This is a genomic window from Arthrobacter sp. (genome assembly GCF_031179385.1).
Classification (GTDB): Bacteria; Actinomycetota; Actinomycetes; order Actinomycetales; family Micrococcaceae; genus Arthrobacter_D.
On the sequence record NZ_JAPSHV010000005.1, the window covers coordinates 33,503 to 52,196 of the forward strand.

19 protein-coding genes are annotated in these 18,694 nt (G+C 64.2%); 15 read left to right on the plus strand and 4 right to left on the minus strand.

Annotation, left to right across the window (positions count from 1 at the left end):
* The first annotated feature begins 4 nt into the window (after nt 1–4).
* The 11 genes from RIF85_RS01970 to RIF85_RS02020 all read left to right on the plus strand — a co-directional run bounded on the left by RIF85_RS01970 (nt 5) and on the right by RIF85_RS02020 (nt 11,121).
* Nucleotides 5–1,114, plus strand: coding sequence for a Gfo/Idh/MocA family oxidoreductase (locus RIF85_RS01970; protein ID WP_309070229.1), 1,110 nt, complete (start codon nt 5–7; stop codon nt 1,112–1,114).
* Nucleotides 1,107–2,012, plus strand: coding sequence for a PmoA family protein (locus RIF85_RS01975; protein ID WP_309070230.1), 906 nt, complete (start codon nt 1,107–1,109; stop codon nt 2,010–2,012). The genes RIF85_RS01970 and RIF85_RS01975 overlap by 8 nt, the downstream gene beginning before the upstream one ends.
* A complete protein-coding gene (locus RIF85_RS01980; protein WP_309070231.1) occupies nt 2,009–2,737 on the plus strand; it encodes a cupin domain-containing protein in 729 nt (242 codons plus the stop codon). Before RIF85_RS01975 ends, RIF85_RS01980 begins: the two co-directional genes overlap by 4 nt.
* A 166-nt stretch (nt 2,738–2,903) precedes the next feature.
* On the plus strand, nt 2,904–3,821 hold the full coding sequence (locus RIF85_RS01985) for an EamA family transporter (RefSeq protein WP_309070232.1): 918 nt from the start codon (nt 2,904–2,906) through the stop codon (nt 3,819–3,821).
* Nucleotides 3,822–3,882: 61 nt separating this feature from the next.
* Nucleotides 3,883–4,296, plus strand: a complete 414-nt coding sequence (locus RIF85_RS01990; RefSeq protein WP_309070233.1) for a DUF1232 domain-containing protein — start codon at nt 3,883–3,885, stop codon at nt 4,294–4,296.
* 214 nt (nt 4,297–4,510) lie between these two features.
* Nucleotides 4,511–6,010 carry a bifunctional cytidylyltransferase/SDR family oxidoreductase gene (locus RIF85_RS01995; protein ID WP_309070234.1) on the plus strand — a complete coding sequence of 500 codons (1,500 nt, stop codon included), beginning with the start codon at nt 4,511–4,513 and terminating at the stop codon, nt 6,008–6,010.
* A gap of 44 nt (nt 6,011–6,054) precedes the next feature.
* A complete protein-coding gene (locus RIF85_RS02000) occupies nt 6,055–7,557 on the plus strand; it encodes a class I SAM-dependent methyltransferase (RefSeq protein ID WP_309070235.1) in 1,503 nt (500 codons plus the stop codon).
* A complete protein-coding gene (locus tag RIF85_RS02005; RefSeq protein WP_309070236.1) occupies nt 7,554–7,766 on the plus strand; it encodes a DUF6752 domain-containing protein in 213 nt (70 codons plus the stop codon). Before RIF85_RS02000 ends, RIF85_RS02005 begins: the two co-directional genes overlap by 4 nt.
* Nucleotides 7,747–9,084, plus strand: a complete 1,338-nt coding sequence (locus RIF85_RS02010; RefSeq protein ID WP_309070237.1) for a family 1 glycosylhydrolase — start codon at nt 7,747–7,749, stop codon at nt 9,082–9,084. The genes RIF85_RS02005 and RIF85_RS02010 overlap by 20 nt, the downstream gene beginning before the upstream one ends.
* Complete coding sequence (locus RIF85_RS02015) at nt 9,074–10,210, plus strand: glycosyltransferase (protein WP_309070238.1); 1,137 nt, start codon at nt 9,074–9,076, stop codon at nt 10,208–10,210. Before RIF85_RS02010 ends, RIF85_RS02015 begins: the two co-directional genes overlap by 11 nt.
* Nucleotides 10,211–10,215: 5 nt before the next feature.
* The gene (locus tag RIF85_RS02020) at nt 10,216–11,121 is read left to right on the plus strand and encodes a phosphodiesterase (protein ID WP_309070239.1); all 906 of its coding nucleotides are present in this window, start codon (nt 10,216–10,218) and stop codon (nt 11,119–11,121) included.
* Nucleotides 11,122–11,135: 14 nt separating this feature from the next.
* Here RIF85_RS02020 and RIF85_RS02025 read toward each other — a convergent pair whose 3' ends face one another.
* On the minus strand, nt 11,136–11,966 hold the full coding sequence (locus RIF85_RS02025) for a DUF1206 domain-containing protein (RefSeq protein WP_309070240.1): 831 nt from the start codon (nt 11,964–11,966) through the stop codon (nt 11,136–11,138).
* A gap of 195 nt (nt 11,967–12,161) precedes the next feature.
* Between RIF85_RS02025 and RIF85_RS02030 the strand changes: the two genes are divergently transcribed.
* Nucleotides 12,162–12,914: a hypothetical protein gene (locus RIF85_RS02030; RefSeq protein WP_309070241.1), complete on the plus strand. Its 753-nt coding sequence runs from the start codon at nt 12,162–12,164 to the stop codon at nt 12,912–12,914.
* On the opposite strand, the gene RIF85_RS02035 is transcribed toward RIF85_RS02030, so the two are convergent.
* The 3 genes from RIF85_RS02035 to RIF85_RS02045 form a co-directional block, all read right to left on the minus strand.
* Nucleotides 12,915–13,559, minus strand: a complete 645-nt coding sequence (locus tag RIF85_RS02035) for a dihydrofolate reductase family protein (protein WP_309070242.1) — start codon at nt 13,557–13,559, stop codon at nt 12,915–12,917.
* A gap of 74 nt (nt 13,560–13,633) precedes the next feature.
* On the minus strand, nt 13,634–14,713 hold the full coding sequence (locus RIF85_RS02040; protein WP_309070243.1) for a PLP-dependent cysteine synthase family protein: 1,080 nt from the start codon (nt 14,711–14,713) through the stop codon (nt 13,634–13,636).
* Between the two features lie 71 nt (nt 14,714–14,784).
* Entirely contained in the window at nt 14,785–15,540 is a 756-nt protein-coding gene (locus RIF85_RS02045; RefSeq protein ID WP_309070244.1) for a MerR family transcriptional regulator, read from the minus strand.
* A 76-nt stretch (nt 15,541–15,616) separates the two neighbouring features.
* Here RIF85_RS02045 and RIF85_RS02050 point away from each other — a divergent pair, with 76 nt between their 5' ends.
* The 3 genes from RIF85_RS02050 to RIF85_RS02060 all read left to right on the plus strand — a co-directional run bounded on the left by RIF85_RS02050 (nt 15,617) and on the right by RIF85_RS02060 (nt 18,694).
* Entirely contained in the window at nt 15,617–16,096 is a 480-nt protein-coding gene (locus RIF85_RS02050) for a nucleoside deaminase (protein ID WP_309070245.1), read from the plus strand.
* 98 nt (nt 16,097–16,194) lie between these two features.
* Nucleotides 16,195–17,310 carry an AI-2E family transporter gene (locus RIF85_RS02055; protein ID WP_309070246.1) on the plus strand — a complete coding sequence of 372 codons (1,116 nt, stop codon included), beginning with the start codon at nt 16,195–16,197 and terminating at the stop codon, nt 17,308–17,310.
* A gap of 49 nt (nt 17,311–17,359) precedes the next feature.
* Nucleotides 17,360–18,694: an APC family permease gene (locus RIF85_RS02060; RefSeq protein WP_309070247.1), complete on the plus strand. Its 1,335-nt coding sequence runs from the start codon at nt 17,360–17,362 to the stop codon at nt 18,692–18,694.

Consider the following 18,694-nt stretch of genomic DNA (forward strand, 5'->3'; position numbering starts at 1 on the left):
CACAGTGACAGTTCGCACCACACCCATCCGTACCGCCGTCGTGGGAGCCGGAGGAATCGCACAGGGCCAGCATCTGCCCGGGCTGCGGGGGCTCGGCGACCGGATCGAGATTGCGGCGATCGTGGACATGGACGGCAACCGCGCCGCCGAGGTGGCCCGTGAATGGGGCGCGCCGCACTCATTCACGGTGGTGCCGGACATGCTCGAAACGGTGCAACCCGACCTCGTCGTGGTATGCACTCCCCCCGGCTCCCACACCGACGCGGTGATCCGTTCACTCGACGCCGGCGCCTCGGTCTGGTGTGAGAAACCACCGACCCTGTCGCTCGCCGAGTACGACGCGATCCTCGAACACGAGCGGGAGAACGGCCCGTATGCGTCCTACGTCTTCCAGCACCGGTTCGGCTCGGCTGCGCGAACGCTGCGGTCACAGATCGCAGCCGGTGAGTTGGGCCAACCCCTGATCGGTATCTGCCACACGCTCTGGTACCGGGACGCGGCCTATTACGACGTCGCATGGCGGGGCAAGTGGGAGACCGAGGGCGGTGGTCCTGCCATGGGACACGGGATTCACCAGATGGACCTGTTGCTTTCTCTGCTCGGTGACTGGACCGAAATCAACGCCACCATGGCAACTCTCGGCCGTGACGTCGAAACCGAGGACGTATCCTTTGCCCACGTCACGTTCGAGAACGGCGCGATCGTGTCCGTGGTGAACAGTGTGCTGTCTCCCCGGGAAACCAGCTACCTGCGCTTCGACTTCGCCGATGCCACCGTGGAGGTCGAGCACCTGTACGGCTACGACAATTCGCACTGGAAGTGGACGCCGGCGCCACACGTCAACCCTGACACCGTAAGCTCCTGGGCGCCTACCCAGAACCTCGCCAGCTCGCATGCCGTACAGCTAGAGGAGCTTGTGTCCTCCCTCGAACGTGGGGAACGGCCGGCAGCATCCGGTCACGACGGACGGCGGGTACTTGAGCTCGTGGCAGGCCTGTACCAGTCGGCCATCACAGGACGGCGGGTGCGGCGCAACCAGCTGACCCGCGACAATCCGTTCTACTGGTCCATGAATGGTGAACACTCAACGATCGGGGAAACAGCGAATGCCTGACCTGCAGCTCAGCCGTCCGAACAACAGCGAGCTCGTGATCTCCTGCGGCTCCGTGGACCTGGCGACGTACGTGTTCATTCCACCTGCCACCCGGTCCGAAGCGCCAAAGCCGTATCTGCATCCTCTCCGGACGCTGAGCGGGGCGCCCCTGACCGGCTTCCGCCCCTGGGACCATCGCTGGCACAAGGGCCTGCAGATGACGTGGTCCCATGTTTCCGGACAGAACTTCTGGGGCGGGCCCACCTTCTCTCCGGAGACCGACTACCAGTGGAGGGACAACCTGGGCTCGATCGAGCACGACGGGTTCCCTGCTGTGTCCGCAGCCCCGGAGCGCATCGCGCTCGGTGAGGAGCTGACGTGGCGCAACTCCGCCGGCGAGCGGTGGATCTCGGAGCAGCGCGAGACCGTGTTCTCCAGCGTGGACCTGCAGGAAGAGTCCTGGCAGCTGGATTTCAGTACCGAACTCACCAACATCTCCGACCGTGTTCTCGACCTTGGCAGTCCCACCACGCACGGACGCCCGAACGCAGGCTATACGGGGTTCTTCTGGCGTGGTCCCCGCAGTTGGACCGGCTGTGCGATCGTCGGTCCTGACGGCGTCGACGGGGAAGCGATGATGGGCACCTCCGCACCCTGGATTGCCTTGGTTGGGGACAATGACGAGCTCGACGGCGGTGCCACCATTGTGGCGTTGGCGGGGGCGTCGTCGTCGTCGGTTCCGCTGAAGTGGTTCGTCCGGAGCGAGCCGTTCGCGGCGCTGGCCCCCTCCCCCGCGTTCGACGAGGGGATATCGCTGGCACCGGGAGAGTCGCTGCGGCTGCAGCACCGGTACGTCTTCGTGGACCGCATCTGCGAGCGCGACGACGTCGAGCGGTTGGCCAAACAGGCGGCCCTGTGAGTGCTTCGCCGCCGCTGTTCCCCGGCAGCGTAGGCATGAGTGATCTGCGTGTCTACGAATGGGAGACCGAAGACGGTCATCACGGCGGGACCCCGCACCTGCACACCGTGTCGAACGAGGGCTATGTGGTGGTCGGCGGCTCCGGGGAAGTACACACGCTCTCGTCGGAGGGCTACGCCCGAGATTCCCTGACAGCCGGTTCTGTGCTGTGGTTCAGTCCGGGCACCGTGCACCGGCTCATCAACACCGGCGACCTGCGCATCCTGACGGTCATGCAGAACTCGGGCCTGCCCGAGGCAGGCGATGCGGTGCTCACCTTCCCACTCGAGATCGTGCAGGATGCTGACCGCTATCGCTTGGCGGCCACCTTGCCCGAGGGGGACGAAAGCGAGCGGGCGGACGCAGCACGACGGCGGCGCGATCTCGCGATCGAAGGCTACGGTTCCCTGCTGGCTGCCCTAGAGGACGGCGACCGGGGGCCGCTCGAGGAGTTTTACGCGGCCGCCACGGCGTTGGTGCAGCCCCGTGTGGAGGAATGGGCCAGGCTCTGGTCGGACACCGTCCTCGCCGACGTTGAGACGACTCGCGCTCAACTGGCCTCCCTCGCTGAAGGCGACGCTTCGCACCTGCGGGATGCCGTCGTCGTGCGCGCCGTGCCCCGGCCGGAGCCACGGGCCTTCGGGATGTGCGGGCGGCTTCAGGTGTGGGACGCTCACAGGCCTTAACCCGCGCCCCTGACCAATGCGGCGCCGCAAGAACGCCGATAAGTGGCAGGATCGCGGGGTAGTCTCCACGTTTTTGCGCAAGCCCGGCACTTTTGCGGATCAGGTTGCTCTCGCAGCGGCGCGCTCGTACGGACCGGGCGCCCTTCCACCTCGATAAGCTCTACGGGTGACCCACCATCCGGGTGCCGGCCTCGGCGCGCTCTTCGTCCTCATCGCCGCGGTGCTGTGGGGCACCACCGGGACGGTTGCCAGCTTCGCTCCCGATGTCGGACCCCTCGCCATCGGCGCGGCCGCCATGGGGGTCGGCGGACTCCTGCAGGCAGCCCTCGCCAGCCCTGGTCTGGCTCAGGCACGTCAGGAATTACGACGGCGGTGGCTCACCATCGCCGTCGGCGGCCTCTCTGTCGCTATCTACCCTCTCGCCTTCTACAGCTCGATGCGCCTGGCCGGCGTGGCAGTCGGCACGGTCATCTCCATCGGCTCGGCACCCATCGCGTCTGCGGTCATCGAGCGGGTGATTGACGGGCACAAGCTGACGCGGCGCTGGGTGATCGGTGCCGGCGTCGGGCTTGCGGGAGTGGTGCTCCTGACCTTCGTGGAGCCCGCGCACGCGGCTGAGGCCGGCAACGCCGGCGTCGGAGTCCTGCTTGGACTGCTGGCAGGGGCCACCTACGCACTGTACTCGTGGGCAGCGCACCGCACCATGCAGGGTGGCGTGCCGTCACGGGTTGCCATGGGCACGATCTTCGGAGTGGGCGGAGTCCTTCTGATGCCGGTGCTCCTCGCCACCGGAGCACCGCTGCTTGAATCCTGGAACAACTTCGCGGTCGGTGCCTACATGGCGTTGGTCCCGATGTTCCTCGGTTATGTGTTCTTCGGGCTCGGCCTCGCCCGGGTCAGGGCAAGCACCGCGACCACTCTGTCCCTGGCGGAACCGGTGGTGGCTGCGATCCTCGCCGTCGTCATCGTGGGTGAGAGGCTGCCCGCGGCCGGATGGATCGGCGTCGCGCTCGTGATCGCGAGCCTTGCCGTGCTTACGGTGCCGGTGCGGCGCAGGATCCCCACGCCTGCCGGAGCGCCCTGACCCGTAACGACGTCCGTTTGGTCACAGCCGCCGTGGAAATGTGGCCGCCTAGAGTGGGAGCATGTGGTGGGAACCGGTGCTCGCAATCCTGGCGGGGCTCCTCCTGCTGTACGCGGTGGCGCTCGTGCTTCTCTACCTCTACGCGCGCCGTCACCCGGAAACGGTGAGCATGCGCAGCGCGATGAGACTGCTGCCGGACCTGCTCAGGCTTTTCCGCTCATTGGTAACTACCCCCGAAGTGCCGACGGTCGTCCGAATGCTCATTGTCGGCTTGCTGGTGTACCTCGTCCTCCCGATCGATCTCGTTCCCGACTTCATCCCGGTCCTCGGTTACGCCGACGACGTGATTGTGGTCGCCGTCGTCCTCCGCGCGGTGATCCGGCGGACCGGCCCTGATCTGGTGGCCAGCCTCTGGAAGGGCGACGACGACGGCCTCCGGATTGTCCTCCGCCTCGCCGGAGTGTCCAGGGCTTGACGGCGTGAACGACGTAACTTTCCGGCAGATTGAGTGGTTCACGCTCCTTTATGCCCCTGGATCTGAGCAAGTTTTTTGGAGTTCAGGGACCAGCGAAAATGGCATGCACCGGTCCCGCATTCCGCTAGTTCGCAATGAATTCGACACCAATCCCGGGTGAACTCAACCCCAACCGGCAGTAAACACGTCGTGGTGCAACATCATGGTCGTCAGTATGCTTACTAAACTGCTGCTCGACCGGGAACAGGGTGGGACCATGGTGGATAGAAATGAAGCGCTCGGCGGGAACATGCACGCCCGGACGTCGGCTCGCTCCAGAACTGTCGGAGTGATTCTTGCCGGTGGAATCGGAACCCGGATGGGCCTTGATATTCCAAAGCAACTGGTGCCTATCGCGGGGAAAACGAGTCTCGAGCACACCACAGAGATCTTCCAGAACTGTGAGCTCATCGACGAAGTCCTGGTGATGATGGACCCGCACTGGATCGACCGGGCGCGAGAGTTACTGCCGACGGCGCACTACTCCAAAATCACGACAATCCTCGCCGGCGGCCGGGACCGCAATGAAACATCGTTCCTTGCCCTAGAGGAGATCGCCGATCCCCAGGCGAAGGTGATCTTCCACGACGCCGTCCGCCCCCTTCTCGACGCCGGAATCATCACGTCCTGCGTCGACGCTCTGGACACCTATTCCGCCGTGGACACCGCCATTCCCTCTGCCGACACCATCATCGAGGTGGACGAGCACGACTTGATCCGGGCCGTACCCCCTCGCGCATCGCTCAGGCGTGGCCAGACACCGCAGGCTTTCCGATGGGAGGTGCTGATGCGGGCCTACTCACTGGCCCGGCAGGATCCGGATTTCGCCGCAACGGATGACTGCAGCGTGGTCCTCAAGTACCAGCCGGAGGTGCCGATCTTCGTTGTCCCCGGACATGAAGCGAACATCAAGCTCACCCATCCCATCGACATCCACCTTGCCGACAAGCTGTTCCAGCTCAAGCACCAGCACCCCGGGGCGATCCCACTACCCACGTCAACGCTTCGGGGCGCGTCCGTCGTGGTGCTCGGAGGAAGCTCGGGCATCGGTGCTGAGCTTGCCCGGCAGCTGAAGGAGGCGGGGGCCGACGTCGTGTGCCACAGCCGGACCGGCAGCGGAACCTTCGTGGAAGACCGGGCGTCCGTCCGGAGCGCACTCGCTTCCGCAGCGGCAAGCTTCGGGAAAATAGATCACATCGTGCTCACCGCCGGCGTCCTGACCGTGGGCGAACTGGTCACCCTGACAGACGAGCAGCTGCAGCATGATGTCGGAGTCAACCTGATGGCGGCGTTCGTTGTGGCGCAGGAGGCACACTCCTACCTCCGGGAGTCGCAGGGCTCGCTCCTGCTCTTCTCCTCCAGCTCCTACACCCGTGGCCGCGCCAAGTACACCGTCTACTCCGCTACCAAGGCTGCACTGGTAAACCTGACCCAGGCATTGGCTGATGAATGGAGTGGCGATCACATCCGCGTCAACTGCATCAGTCCCAGCCGCACGGCCACACCAATGCGGGAGAAGGCTTTCGGGATGGAGGACCAGAACACGCTGGTGCAGGCGGCCACCGTTGCTTCCTCAAGTGTTCAGGTGCTGGCTTCCGACTCCACCGGCCAGATCTTCGATGTCCGCCTACCGCAGACAGACCCCCTGCTCACGGAATTGGAATCGGTCCTTTGAACGGGTCCTTGACGGCGGACACGCTGCGGCTGACCGTCTCTAAGGTGACCGTCCCTGCCGGCGAACCCCTTTCCCTCCTGCTTGGTGGCCGGCGAATCTGGACCTTCAAGGCGCCGAGCGAAGCTGCGGCGGCGCCCAGCTGGTCTGTGGAGTGGCCACCTGCACTGGCTGAACGGCTGGCCGGACGCGCAGCCCTCGCCGTCGAGCGCAATGGTATTCGAGTGGTGGAAGAGCAGCTCGTCTCCTTTGACGGCACAACCGACGAACTGCACCTGACAGAACCAGGCACGGGCTTCCCCCAGGTGGTCAACAAGTGGGGGCGCGTTGCCCGCTCCTTCGAAGGAAGGGATGCTGCCCTGGTCGAGGAGGTCCTCGACGAGGTCGAGCACCTGATCAGCGTCCTCCGCCGCGAACTGGGGATCGACCTCTTCGTCACCGGCGGCACCTTGCTGGGACCTGTCCGCAACGGCAGAATCATGGCAAACGACGACGACGCCGACCTCGCCTACCTGAGCACGCACGGCAATCCGTCCGACGTTGCCCTGGAAAGCTTCACGATAGAACGAACACTGCTAACCCACGGGTATGAAGTGGTGCGCCATTCGAGCGGACACCTCCAGTTGATGTTTCCGGGCGGAAGCATCACTGACCGCTTTTACATCGACATTTTCAGTTACTTCGTGTGTTCCGGATGGTTCTACGGCACCTTCCACGCACGGGAGCGTGCCGAGCGCGTAACCATTCTCCCCCTGAAGCCGCTTCCCGTTAACGGGCGCCTGCTCCCCGGTCCAGCGGAGCCCGGACAACTCCTCGAAGCAATCTATGGGCCCACCTGGGAGACGCCTGATCCGACCTTCACCTTCGTCACCCCGCCTCCTGCATTCCGCCGGTTCTACTGGTGGCTGAACCACTTCGATGTCGACCGGGAGAATTGGGAGGATCACCACAGGGTGGACATCGCCGCGGGCCCAGCCGACACCGAGTCAGACGTTGCCCGGAAGGCTCTCCAGGTTTTCGGAGAGGGCTCCACCGTCCTGGAACTCGGGTGCGGATTAGGCGCTGATGCTCGCTTCCTTGCAGCCTCTGGGTTCGGAGTTCTGGCAATTGATTACAGCCGCCCAGCCATCCAGTACGCGCGGGCTCAACAAGACCCGGCTACAGGGTCCTCTCACTTCGAAACGGCCAACCTGAACTCAGCGCGCTCCGCCCTCCACGTGCGGAAGCTGTGCACTGCATTCACGAACCCGGTACATGTCTACGGGAATCACCTTTTCGACGCGCTGAGTCCGCTCGGCTGGGACACCACCCTGATGTTGGTCAAACATCTCCTCAACAACAGCGGCAGTCGCGCACTGTTCGAAATCAGGACCGGCAGCACCGGCGAACCAGTCCGGTGGAGCGGCTGCCAGCCTGTCGACTGGGATCGCTTCCAGGAACAGCTCCATCGTTACGAGCTGAGCATCGAGGACGAGGAAGAAGCTGCACAGAACGAGGCAGATGCAGGCCCGACACACAGACGCGTCGTCGTACGGAAGGAGAACAGGTGAAGAGGATCCGGGTAGGAAAGCGGACATCGCACCGTGACGTCATGGACCAGCTGGCGGACCTCCAGCTGGAAGTGCAGGCGCTGAAAGCTGAAGTAGCACGCCTCGACGCCGACCTCGACGAGTCACGCAGGCTGAACCTGCGCGCAGCCGAACTGCTCGACGTCGTCTACCAGGAGTTGGGAGACCGCCATGACCGGGCCACGTTGTAACCGACCCATCGAAGTGATCGGCGGGTTCGAAAGCACGTTCCTGCCGGCTCACGATCGGGACATCTTCGAAACCACCCAACATGACCTCCGGTGGCGGGAGGACCTGCGATTACTGAGCAACTCCGGCATTGTGCGGTTGCGATACCCGGTCAGGTGGCATCGCGTCGAGGAGACCGAGGGCAGTTATGACTGGTCGACGACCGATGAGGTTCTCGGCTTCCTGCGGGACGAGGGCTTCCGCCCCATCGTTGACCTCGTCCATCACACGAGCTACCCCCGCTGGCTTTCCGACGGGTTCGCCGATGCACGGTTCGGCGACGCCTACCTTCGCTACGCGGAGGCTTTTGCTCGACGCTACCCGTGGATCGAGGAATACACCCTCTTCAATGAACCCTTCTCCACCCTGTTCCTCAGCGGCCATGAGGCTATTTGGCCTCCCTATCACTCCGGCCTGCAGGGCTTCGTCGATCTGATCGTGAACGTGCTGCCCGCGGTAGCCGAGGCCAGCCGCCTTTACCGCACGCTGCTGCCTCACGCTCGCCACGTTTGGGTAGACACCTGCGAGTTCCACACGGGGTCGGACGCAGCGGGCCAGTCCTACGCTGACATGGCGAACGAGCGCCGCTTCCTGGTGCTGGATGCCTTCCTCGGCAGAGACTACGACGACGGCGGCCAGCTCGCACGCGATCTTGAGCCGGTGGGCGGCGAGCGCCTGAAGGGCCTGGTCCCCGGCTTCGTGGATGTCCTCGGGCTGGACTACTACGCTCACTGTCAGTGGAACTTCTCCATAGAGGGAGGATCGACCCCCACGCCGACGCCTCTTCCCCTGGCGGATCAAATCGGGCAGTACTGGGAGCGCTACGGGCTTCCCTGCATGATCACTGAGACGAACGTCCGTGGCCACACCTCTGACCGCGCAACCTGGTTCAAGTACGTCCTTGAACAGTGCGAGATCGCGCAGGAACGGGGCGTTCCCCTCGAAGGCCTGTGTTGGTTCCCAGTCATCGACTCCACCGACTGGGATTCCCTGCTGTTCCGCTGTGACGGCCATATTGACCCCGTGGGGGTCTACTGGCTGGACGAGAACCTCGAGCGGCGGAGCTCCGTCATGGCGACCTCGTATGCGCTGGCCGCCGGCGGTGCACGAGCGCTTGACCTTCCCGCCTACCGGTTCCAGCAACCCGTGGACGCCTGGCTCAAGGGCTATCTACCGCAGATGTCGCACTGGAATTGGCAGGAGCCGCCCTCTACCGATATTGGATCCAGCCTCCCCCGAACAACCACACGTATGGAATTGAGGATCGTCGATGCAAAGTGAACTCATTGTCCTGTCACACCTCCGCTGGGATTGGGTCTGGCAGCGGCCGCAGCAACTCGTGTCGAGGCTCGGCAAAGCGCCGGCGCGCAAGACATGGTTCGTGGAGGAGCCGCTCACTCCTGCGGGTGGGACCACCGAGAATCGGCTCAACAGCAACGAGGTCGACGGTCTCACACGCGTCTGGCTCGAGATCCCCGAGCAGGGCAGGCACGTCGGCTTCTTCGATGAAGTGATGCCCGACTACGTGGAACAACTCCCGAAGCTGATCGGCGAGCCCGAGGGTGAGCGGGTCGTCTGGATCTATACGCCGCTTGCACTTGAGGCCGCCCTCGCTCTCAAACCCACCACTTTGGTGTACGACATCATGGATGACCTTGCGGCCTTCAAGGATGCCGCTCCTGAGCTTCTGGTGCGCCAGCGGCAGGCCCTGAGGAAAGCCGACGTCGTTTTCGCTGGAGGGAGATCGCTCCACCGGTCCGTCGTCAAACAGGGCAGAGAGGACGCACATCTCGTGCCAAGCGGGGTAGCTGCGGAGCACTACGCCGCGGCCGGCCGCGCGGCCGGCACGGACCGCAGCACACGAACTGCCGGGTACGTCGGAGTCCTCGACGAACGACTTGATCTCGCCCTGGTGGCAGAGCTCGCCGAACGGCTTCCGGACTGGGAGATCCGTATGATCGGTCCCATTTGCAAGATCGACGCCGCGGATCTCCCGCAAGCGCCGAACATCAGCTATCTGGGTCAGCAGGCCTACGAGGATCTTCCCCGCCTGATGGCTGACCTGGATGTGGCGCTGATGCCATTTGCCTTGAACGAATCGACCAGATCGATCAGCCCGACGAAGACGCTTGAGTACCTCGCGGCCGGTCTTCCGGTTGTATCAACGCGGGTACCCGACGTAGTGGCCGATTTCGAGGGCGTGGTAGAGCTCAGGAATGATGCGCGTGGTTTTGCGGCGGCCTGTGTCGACCTTCAGGGACAGGCCGGCAGGAAGGCACGGGCTACCGAGTTGAAGCGGCTTATGAAGCACCACCACTGGGACCGTATTGCGGGGCTCATGGAGAAACTGGTCTTCACGGCTGCGAACGCCAATTCAGAAGCCGATGCCGCCGAGGCGACTGCTTAGCTGCCATGGCTGCCGGCAACAGAGCTGCGGATACTTATCTCTCCTCCGAGTACCCGCCGCCCGGACACCTGCTCCTTCACCTCAGCGACACCCACATCCTGGGCAGGGGCGAGCCACTGTACGGAGCCGTGGACAGCGAGGCCCGGCTCCGGCAATTGCTTGGGAGCATCCGGGCTTCGAATCTCCGGCCGGACGCCCTCATCCTCACGGGGGACCTGACCGACAGGGGTGAGCCGGCGGCGTACCGGAAGCTGCGCAGCGTCGTCGAACCGGTGGCCCGAGAGACCGGCGCACAGCTCATCTGGCTGATGGGCAATCATGATCGCCGTGAAAATCTCCGCGCCTGTCTTCTGGGGGAAGCACCTGCGGCCACCCCGTTGTACCGGAGCTACCTGCTGGGTGGACTGCGGATCATCACTCTGGACACCTCGGTGCCCGGGTACCACTATGGGTCGCTCGATTCCGAACAACTCGCTTGGCTAGCGGCAGAACTGGCGACACCCGCACCGGAGGGCACCATTCTTGCGATGCATCATCCTCCCATCCCGATGATCCAGAACCTTGCGGTGCTGACGGAGCTGCGGAACCAGGACCGTCTGCGCCGGGTCATTGAAGGGTCGGACGTACGGCTCATCCTTGCCGGACACCTTCATGTCTCGACCTCGTCGATGTTCGCCGGCATCCCGGTCTCCGTGGCATCGGCAACCTGCTACACCCAGGATCTGCACGTGCCCGACGGCGGCGCCCGCGGGTGGGATGGCGGCCAGGGCCACAACCTCGTGCATGTCTACCCCGGGACCATCGTCAATTCGGTCGCGCCGCTAGGATCTTTCAGCACGGTTGGAACACACCTGTCAGCAGAAGAAGTCGAAGAGCGGGTTCGCGGCGCCGGAGTTTCCAGCGGTAACTAGCAGTAGCGCTCCCGTCACATCCGCCCGAACTTCGAGCGCACCAGCGCGAAAGCACCGTAACAAATCAGGCCGACGGCGATCGAGATGAGCAGCGGCATGCCGAACGGGTGATCGGTCAACGCCTTCAGGCTGCCGTCCAGCCCGGTGGACCGTTCCGGATCATGGGTGACCACCGCGGCCACGAACAAAACTCCCACGAGGATGAGAGCGAGGCCCTTTGCAACGTGGCCGATCACGCCGAGTATCTCGATGAGAGCACCCCGCCGCGTGTCCTCGAAGTGACGGAGCTCAGGCCGGAACTTGCGCAGGATCCCCTTGAAAACGAAGTACACCCCAATGCCGAACACGGTCCCGCCCACCGCGAGGATCACGAAGACCCCGAAGGGTGAACCCATCATCGCCGCAGTGAAGTCACGCGTAGATTCACTCGAGTCAGCCTTGCCGCCGAACGCGAATCTCGCGAAGGTGAAAGCCATACTGCCGTAGATGATGCTCAGCGACCCTGAGGAGATTGTCTTCGAGATCTGTTCCCCGGTCGGAAGGTGACGGGCCCGCAGGGTAGCCTCGCTGAACTGCCAGACAGCCAGCCCGAAACAGCCGACGGCACACGCCCACATGGTCCACGGGCCGAGGGTCCCCCCAGCCAGGCGTTCCAGCGCACCCGTAGGCTCCGCCTCGCCGTTTCCCCCGAACGCGATCTGCAAAGCGATGATTCCGATGAGCACATGCACTATAGCGAGAACAGCGAATCCGAAGCGGGCGACGACGTCGAGCGCCTTATGGTCCGACACCTCTTCCGCGACGTCCGCGGCCTCCCGTGCCCGAGAATTCTCGTCCGTTGACATCACCGCTCCTGTAGTGCCCTGAGTATTTCAGGGTACAGCGGCAGGAACTTTCTTGGTGGGAACCCTGTGTGCGGGGGCGGCGTGCGAACCCTGTGTGGAGGGCGGCACAGGGCCCACCCGGGAACTCACCGCACCAGCTGTCGTTTTAACTTTCACCAGTCCCCTCCGCTCTTACTGCTGGAAGGACCACTCCTGATGATCAACGACAACCTGAATGGCGGCCGACGACGCCGCGTCGGGTTGTTCGTGATGCTCCTGCTGCTCGCGGTACTCGCGTCGGCTGCAGTGCTCGTGGTGTCCGGTTTGCGCAGCGGGGGGAGCTTGTCACTGGGGCTTCCGGAATGCACCGTCCACACTGCGGAAGGGGAGGTTGGACTCGACCGTGACGAGGCCAAGCGGGCTACGACCGCCGCCGCGCTCCTGGCTCGCGGGTTGGAAGCGCCGGACACCTCCGATATCGACGACGCCGTGATACAGCGGCTGACCGACGGGCCCGCCGAAGACGCCGGACCCGGCCTGGCATGCCGCGGTTCAGCGTCCGGCGGCCTGGAGGAACAGCAGCTGGGTGCCAGCGGTCTCACCCCACGCGCCGAGCAGGTGCTCGAGGCGATGACTGGGGTGTTCGGCAAACAGAGTCTCGGCGGGTACGCCCCGGGTGGCGTCAGTCAGGGGCACGGAGCGGCGTCGACGCACTATGACGGACGAGCCATCGACATCTTCTTCCGTCCCGTGTCGGAGGACAATCGGCGCGACGGCTGGATGCTGGCCCACTGGCTCGTCGCTCACGCCGAGGACCTCGACATTCAGTACGTCATCTTCGACGACCGGTTTTGGAGCGCGCACCTCACCAGAGCGCAGTGGCACGATTACGACGCCCCTGATCCCAGCAACGAAATCCTGCGCCATCTCGATCACGTGCATGTGGACGTGCTGGGCGGAGGCGACTGACTAGCGCCGCCAGAACAGGTGATGCGTCACGCCGCTGGAGCTGGGCACGACGTCGAGGTGGAAACGGTCGAGAAGCTCCTCAGGTGATTCCCAGAGGCGCGATCCCGATTCGAGCTTCATCGGTGACACTGCGACATGCAGCGTGTCCACGAGGTCCGCATCGAGAAACTCCCGAATCGTCGTTGCTCCTCCACCCAATCGGACGTCCTTGCCGTTTGCGGCCTCTTTCGCCTTCCCCAGTGCAGCGACAGGATCGACGTTGATGAAGTGGAACGTGGTGTCCGAGAGGGTGAAGGATGGCCGCTCGTAGTGGGTCATCACGAACACCGGAGTGTGGAAGGGCGGCTCGTCACCCCACCATCCCCGCCAGTCCTCGTTCTCCCAGGGGCCGCGGTGGGGACTGAACTTGTTGCGGCCCATGATTTCGGCCCCGATGTTGTTCTTGAAGTCACGCGTGAAGTAGTCGTCGAGGCCGCGCGTTCCGCCGGGGTCGGTCCGGTTCGGCCAGCTCGCCGTAGCGCCTGCCCACGCGAACATTTCTCCGGGGTCCGCGTGGCCGAACGGTCGCTCCAGGCTTTGGTTTTCGCCCGCGCCGAAGCCGTCACTGGAAACGTTGAAGTTCTGGACCCTGAGTAGCTGGCTCATCTTGGACTCCTCATTGCCTTCAGAGGCATCGCGGCTACCCAGAAACTATCGGCAACCGGCGCCATCCACAACGGTCAGTCTGAGCGCCACTCCCCCGTCTCGAAGAATCGGCGCAGCACGGCGAGCGCAGGGGCGGGGTTCAGCCCGCGCTCGGCCAACCAACCATCGTCGTTGTAGGAGCAGGCGTACCGATCGCCGGAGTCGCAGAGGAGCGACACGATGCTCCCACGCCGGCCGGCAGCCTTCAGCTGCGCAACAAGCTGCCACACTCCCCACAGGTTGGTGCCGGTGGAGGGACCGGCGGAGATTCCAGCGAATGCCAGCAGGTGGCGTGATGCGGCAACCGATGCGGCATCGGGCACCTGGATCATCGCGTCGATGACGGAGGGGACGAAGCTCGGCTCGGGCCTCGGTCGGCCGATTCCCTCGATGCGCGAGGGCTTCCCGACGGCTGCGGCCCCACCCGCCCAGGTGGGATAAAACGCCGAGTTCTCGGGATCTACGACAGCGAGCCGCGTGGGGTACCGGTTATACCGGAGGTACCTGCCGATGGTGGCACTGGTCCCACCGGTCCCTGCCCCTACCACCACCCAGTCCGGGACGGGGAACCGCTCGTGCTCCATCTGCCGGAAGATCGATTCGGCGATGTTGTTGTTGCCGCGCCAGTCCGTGGCCCGTTCGGCGTAGGTGAACTGGTCCATGTAGTGTCCGCCCGTTTCGGCGGCGATGTGCTCTGCAGCGTCGTAAACTTCCGAGGCATTCTCGACGAAGTGGCAGGTCCCGCCGTACTGCTCGATCAGGGTGATCTTCTCGGGACTTGTGGAGCGGGTCATCACTGCGATGAACGGCAGCCCCAGCAGCTGTGCAAAATAGGCCTCGGACACGGCGGTGGAACCGCTCGACGCCTCGACGATCGTGGCTCCTTCCCGGATCCAGCCGTTCACCAGCCCGAAGAGGAACAGCGAGCGCGCAAGCCGGTGCTTCAGGCTTCCGGTCCGATGGGTCGACTCGTCCTTCAGGTAGACGTCGATACCCCAGCTCTCGGGCACGGGCAGCGCCAGCAGGTGCGTGTCGGCTGACCGGTTGCCTTCAGCTTCGATGCGTCGGATCGCTTCATCGGACCAGGAGCGGTCAGCCCCAGCGGAAATCGTCATACCTGAACACTATCCACGGCAGGTACGACGGCGGTGCCCGGGTGAGCACCGTCGTCGTCCGTCGGCAGCCGCTACAGCCGGCGGTCGGCGAAGACCTTCAGTGCGTCACGCACAAACTCCGCGCCCTTCCGGCCGCCGTAGTTCGCTGCGAAGCGATCGTCAGCGACGTACATGTCGCCGAGGCCCACGAAGTACTCCTTCGACGGCCGACCGTCAGACGAGGGCAGGCCCGGGACACCGGACAGCCACTCGAAGTGCCGGCGTGCCAGTTCCTGCGCAGCGTCGCTGTCAGGCGCAATCCCTTGTTCCGCGGCGGCAGTCCAGTCAGCGCCGAGCTGCGCCGTACGCGCCTTGTACTGCGTGCGTTCAGCCTCGCTCATGCCCCGCCACCAGCGATCTCCGGTCGCATACGCCTCGGCGCCCCACCGTTCCTCAACTTCGTCCTTGTACCGGGTGTGGTCGAAACCGTCGAACATGTTTTCTGCCATGAGTTGTTCACCTCCTTCCAGTTGGTCGATGGTCAGTGAAACCGACGCGATCTGCCGCGCCAGCCGCTCCTGTTCCTGTCTCAGCAGCTCCAGGTGCTTCCGGAGGGCGCGAGCAGGCTCAGCTTCCCGGTTCAGCACTTCCGTGATAGCAGGTAGTCCCAACCCCAGGCCGCGCAGCAGGAGGATCCGCTGTAGACGCACCAGGGCGTCGTCGTCGTAATAGCGGTAGCCGTTGCTGCCCACCCGCGACGGGGGCAACAGCCCCAGCCGGTCATAGTGGCGAAGCGTGCGGCTCGTGGTTCCCACCAGTCTCGCTACGTCCTGGATCGAGCGGTCCATGTGCCCTCCTGCCTTGTTTGTCCACCGTATAGGTTGACGTCGCGTCAAGGTCAACAGCCAGGTGTAGGGTTCCAGCATGAGCACTGTGGAGGAGCAGTTCCTCGCCCGCGCCATAGCCCTCGCAACCCAGAATGTGTACGACGGGGGTGGCCCCTTCGGTGCCCTCATCGTCACCCCGGACGGGCGTGCTTTCGAGGGCGCCAACCGGGTGACGGCAAACAATGATCCAACCGCCCACGCCGAAGTGATGGCGATCAGGAACGCGTGTTCATCCCTCGGTACGTTCGACCTGACGGGCTGCACTCTCTACACCAGTTGCGAGCCGTGCCCTCTATGCCTGGCGGCCGCACTCTGGGCGCGCGTCGACAGCATTTCCTTCGCGGCCGATCGGCATGATGCAGCCAAGGCAGGATTCGACGACGCCGTGTTCTACGAATTCTTCGAAGCACCCGTTGCAGAACGCTCCATGCAGGTGCGGCAAATGGAGCTTCCTGACTCAGCGAGCGCCGAACCGTTCCGCGCCTGGGCTGACCTCCCCGACCGCATCGACTACTGACGCTCGGACTAACCTGTCTCCAGCCGCCCGGAAAATACACAGTATGCTTAGCAATTAGTTTGACGGCATACAGGTTTATTCCTCGGGAAGGGCAACACATGGCAGGTTCCCACCTACACAGCACCCGCTCGAGCCCGTGGGCTGACGGCCTCGGACGCACCGGTTCCCGGGCCGCCCAGATCCTGCTGATTCTCACTCTGGCGGTGGTCGCAATCTACGGGCTGCTGCAAATCCGCCTGCTGGTGATTCCCGTCATCATCGCGCTGATTCTCGCGGCAGCCATCGGCCCGTTCGTGAATCTCCTGCGTCGCCGAGGGGTGCCCGGCGCACTCGCCACAGCCATAGCGTTCCTGGCCCTGCTGGTCGTTCTCTCAGGGATCATTACGATCATCGTGCTTTCGGTCCGCAGCCAGGCTGATGAACTGATCGCCGCCGCCACCGAAGGCCTGGATGAGCTTCAGGCCTTCCTGACGAGCGGGCCGTTCCCGATCTCCCCGGAGCAACTCGGCGAGGCACGTACCGCGATCATCGACTACGCGACCAGCGCGCAGTTCCGGTCGGGTGCGATCTCGGGTGTCTCCGTTGTGGCGGAATTCCTTACCGGTGCCACCCTGACCGCGGTGATCCTCTTCTTCTTCCTGAAAGACGGCAAGAAGATCTGGGAATTCTTCCTCCGCCCCTTCAAGGGCGAGCGCGAACAGAAACTGCGTCGTTCGGGAGCCCGTACCCTCGAGGTACTCGGTAGCTATGTCCGAGGAACAGCGATCGTCGCCCTGGTGGACACCGTTGCTATCGGCATCGCGCTGCTGATCCTCGGTGTACCTCTGGCCATTCCGCTCGCGATGATCGTCTTCATCGGTGCCTTCATCCCACTGGTGGGCGCCACCATCGCCGGCGTTCTGGCAGCGCTCGTCGCGCTGGTGGCCAACGGCCCGATTGTCGCCCTCATAGTGGTCGGCGTCGTCATCGCCGTCAACCAGTTGGAAGGTGACCTACTGCAGCCGATCGTCATGGGCAAGTCGCTGCGGCTTCATGCACTGGTGATCCTGCTGGCCCTGACCGCCGGAACCATCCTCGCCGGCATCATCGGCGCCGTCCTGTCCGTGCCGATAGCCGCCGTGACCTGGGCGGTCCTGCAGGTGTGGACGGCGGAAGACCCGAGGATGGAGCCGTTGAATCCGGACATGCCACCGGCCGGATCAGAACCCACCTGAGCCGAGCACACTAGAAACTGCAGGATCACTACCGAGTAGGACGCACACGATGACCACCGAAACCGCCGCCCCTTCAAAGCTCCGGCAAGGAATCTCCGGCAAGCTGCTCTACCTGTTCATCCTTGGTGACGTACTCGGCGCCGGCGTCTACGCGCTGGTCGGTGTCATCGCGGCTGAGGTTGGTGGGGCCATCTGGGTGCCACTGGTTGTTGCACTGGCACTGGCGCTCCTCACCGCGGGTTCCTACGCGGAGCTCGTGACCAAATACCCGAAGGCAGGCGGTGCTGCGGTCTTCGCCCAGCGGGCATACAAGACCCCGTTCATCTCATTCCTGGTGGGGTTCTGCATGCTCGCAGCCGGGGTGACCAGTGCTGCCGGCCTGGCCCTCGCCTTCACGGGTGATTACCTCTCCGCCTTCATTGCCGTGCCGCCGGCCTGGGCCGCCGTCGTTTTCCTTGTCCTGCTGGCGTTGCTGAATGCCCGCGGCATCAAGGAGTCAGTCCGCTCCAACGTGGTGATGACTGTCATCGAGGTTTCCGGACTGGTGCTGGTCATCGTCCTGGTGGCTGTCTTCCTCGGCCAGGGCAATGGCAATCCCGAGCAAATCTCACAGTTCCCGGCCAACGCCAATCCGGCAGTTGCCGTCCTGGGAGCGTCCCTCATTGCCTACTACTCCTTCGTGGGCTTCGAGGTGTCGGCGAATGTCGCGGAGGAAGTACGCAATCCGGCCCGCGTGTATCCGAAAGCCCTGTTCGGAGCCCTCGCCACCGCAGGCGCCGTGTACCTGCTGATCGGCCTGGTATCCGCGGCCGCGCTGCCCGCCGAGGACCTCGCAGGGTCCACCGCGCCCCTCCTCGACGTTGTCAACGCCACAGGCTTCGGCATCCCGCCGTGGCTGTTCAGTTTGATCGCCCTCGTCGCTGTCGCCAACGGCGCACTGCTGACCATGATCATGGCGAGCCGGCTGACCTTCGGCATGGCCGAGGAAGGGCTCCTGCCCTCGGTACTCGGTAAGGTGCTACCCAACCGCCGCACTCCGTGGGTGGCCATCATTGCGACGACGGCGATCGCCATGGCACTGACCCTCACAGGTGACCTTGCTTCGCTGGCCGAGACAGTCGTCCTGCTCCTGCTCTTCGTGTTCATCAGCACGAACGTCGCGGTCCTGGTGCTCCGCCGGGACCGGGTGGAGCACCAGCATTTCCGCATCCCGACGGTGATCCCCTACCTGGGTGTCGCTTCCTGCCTGGTGCTCCTCACCCAGCAGTCGGCGGAGATCTGGCTGCGCGCAGCGATTCTGATCGGTGTAGGTGTTGTCCTCTACGTCATCAGCACCGTCGTCTCAAAGCGGACCAACGCCGGCCAGCGGGCTGAGACGCGGTAG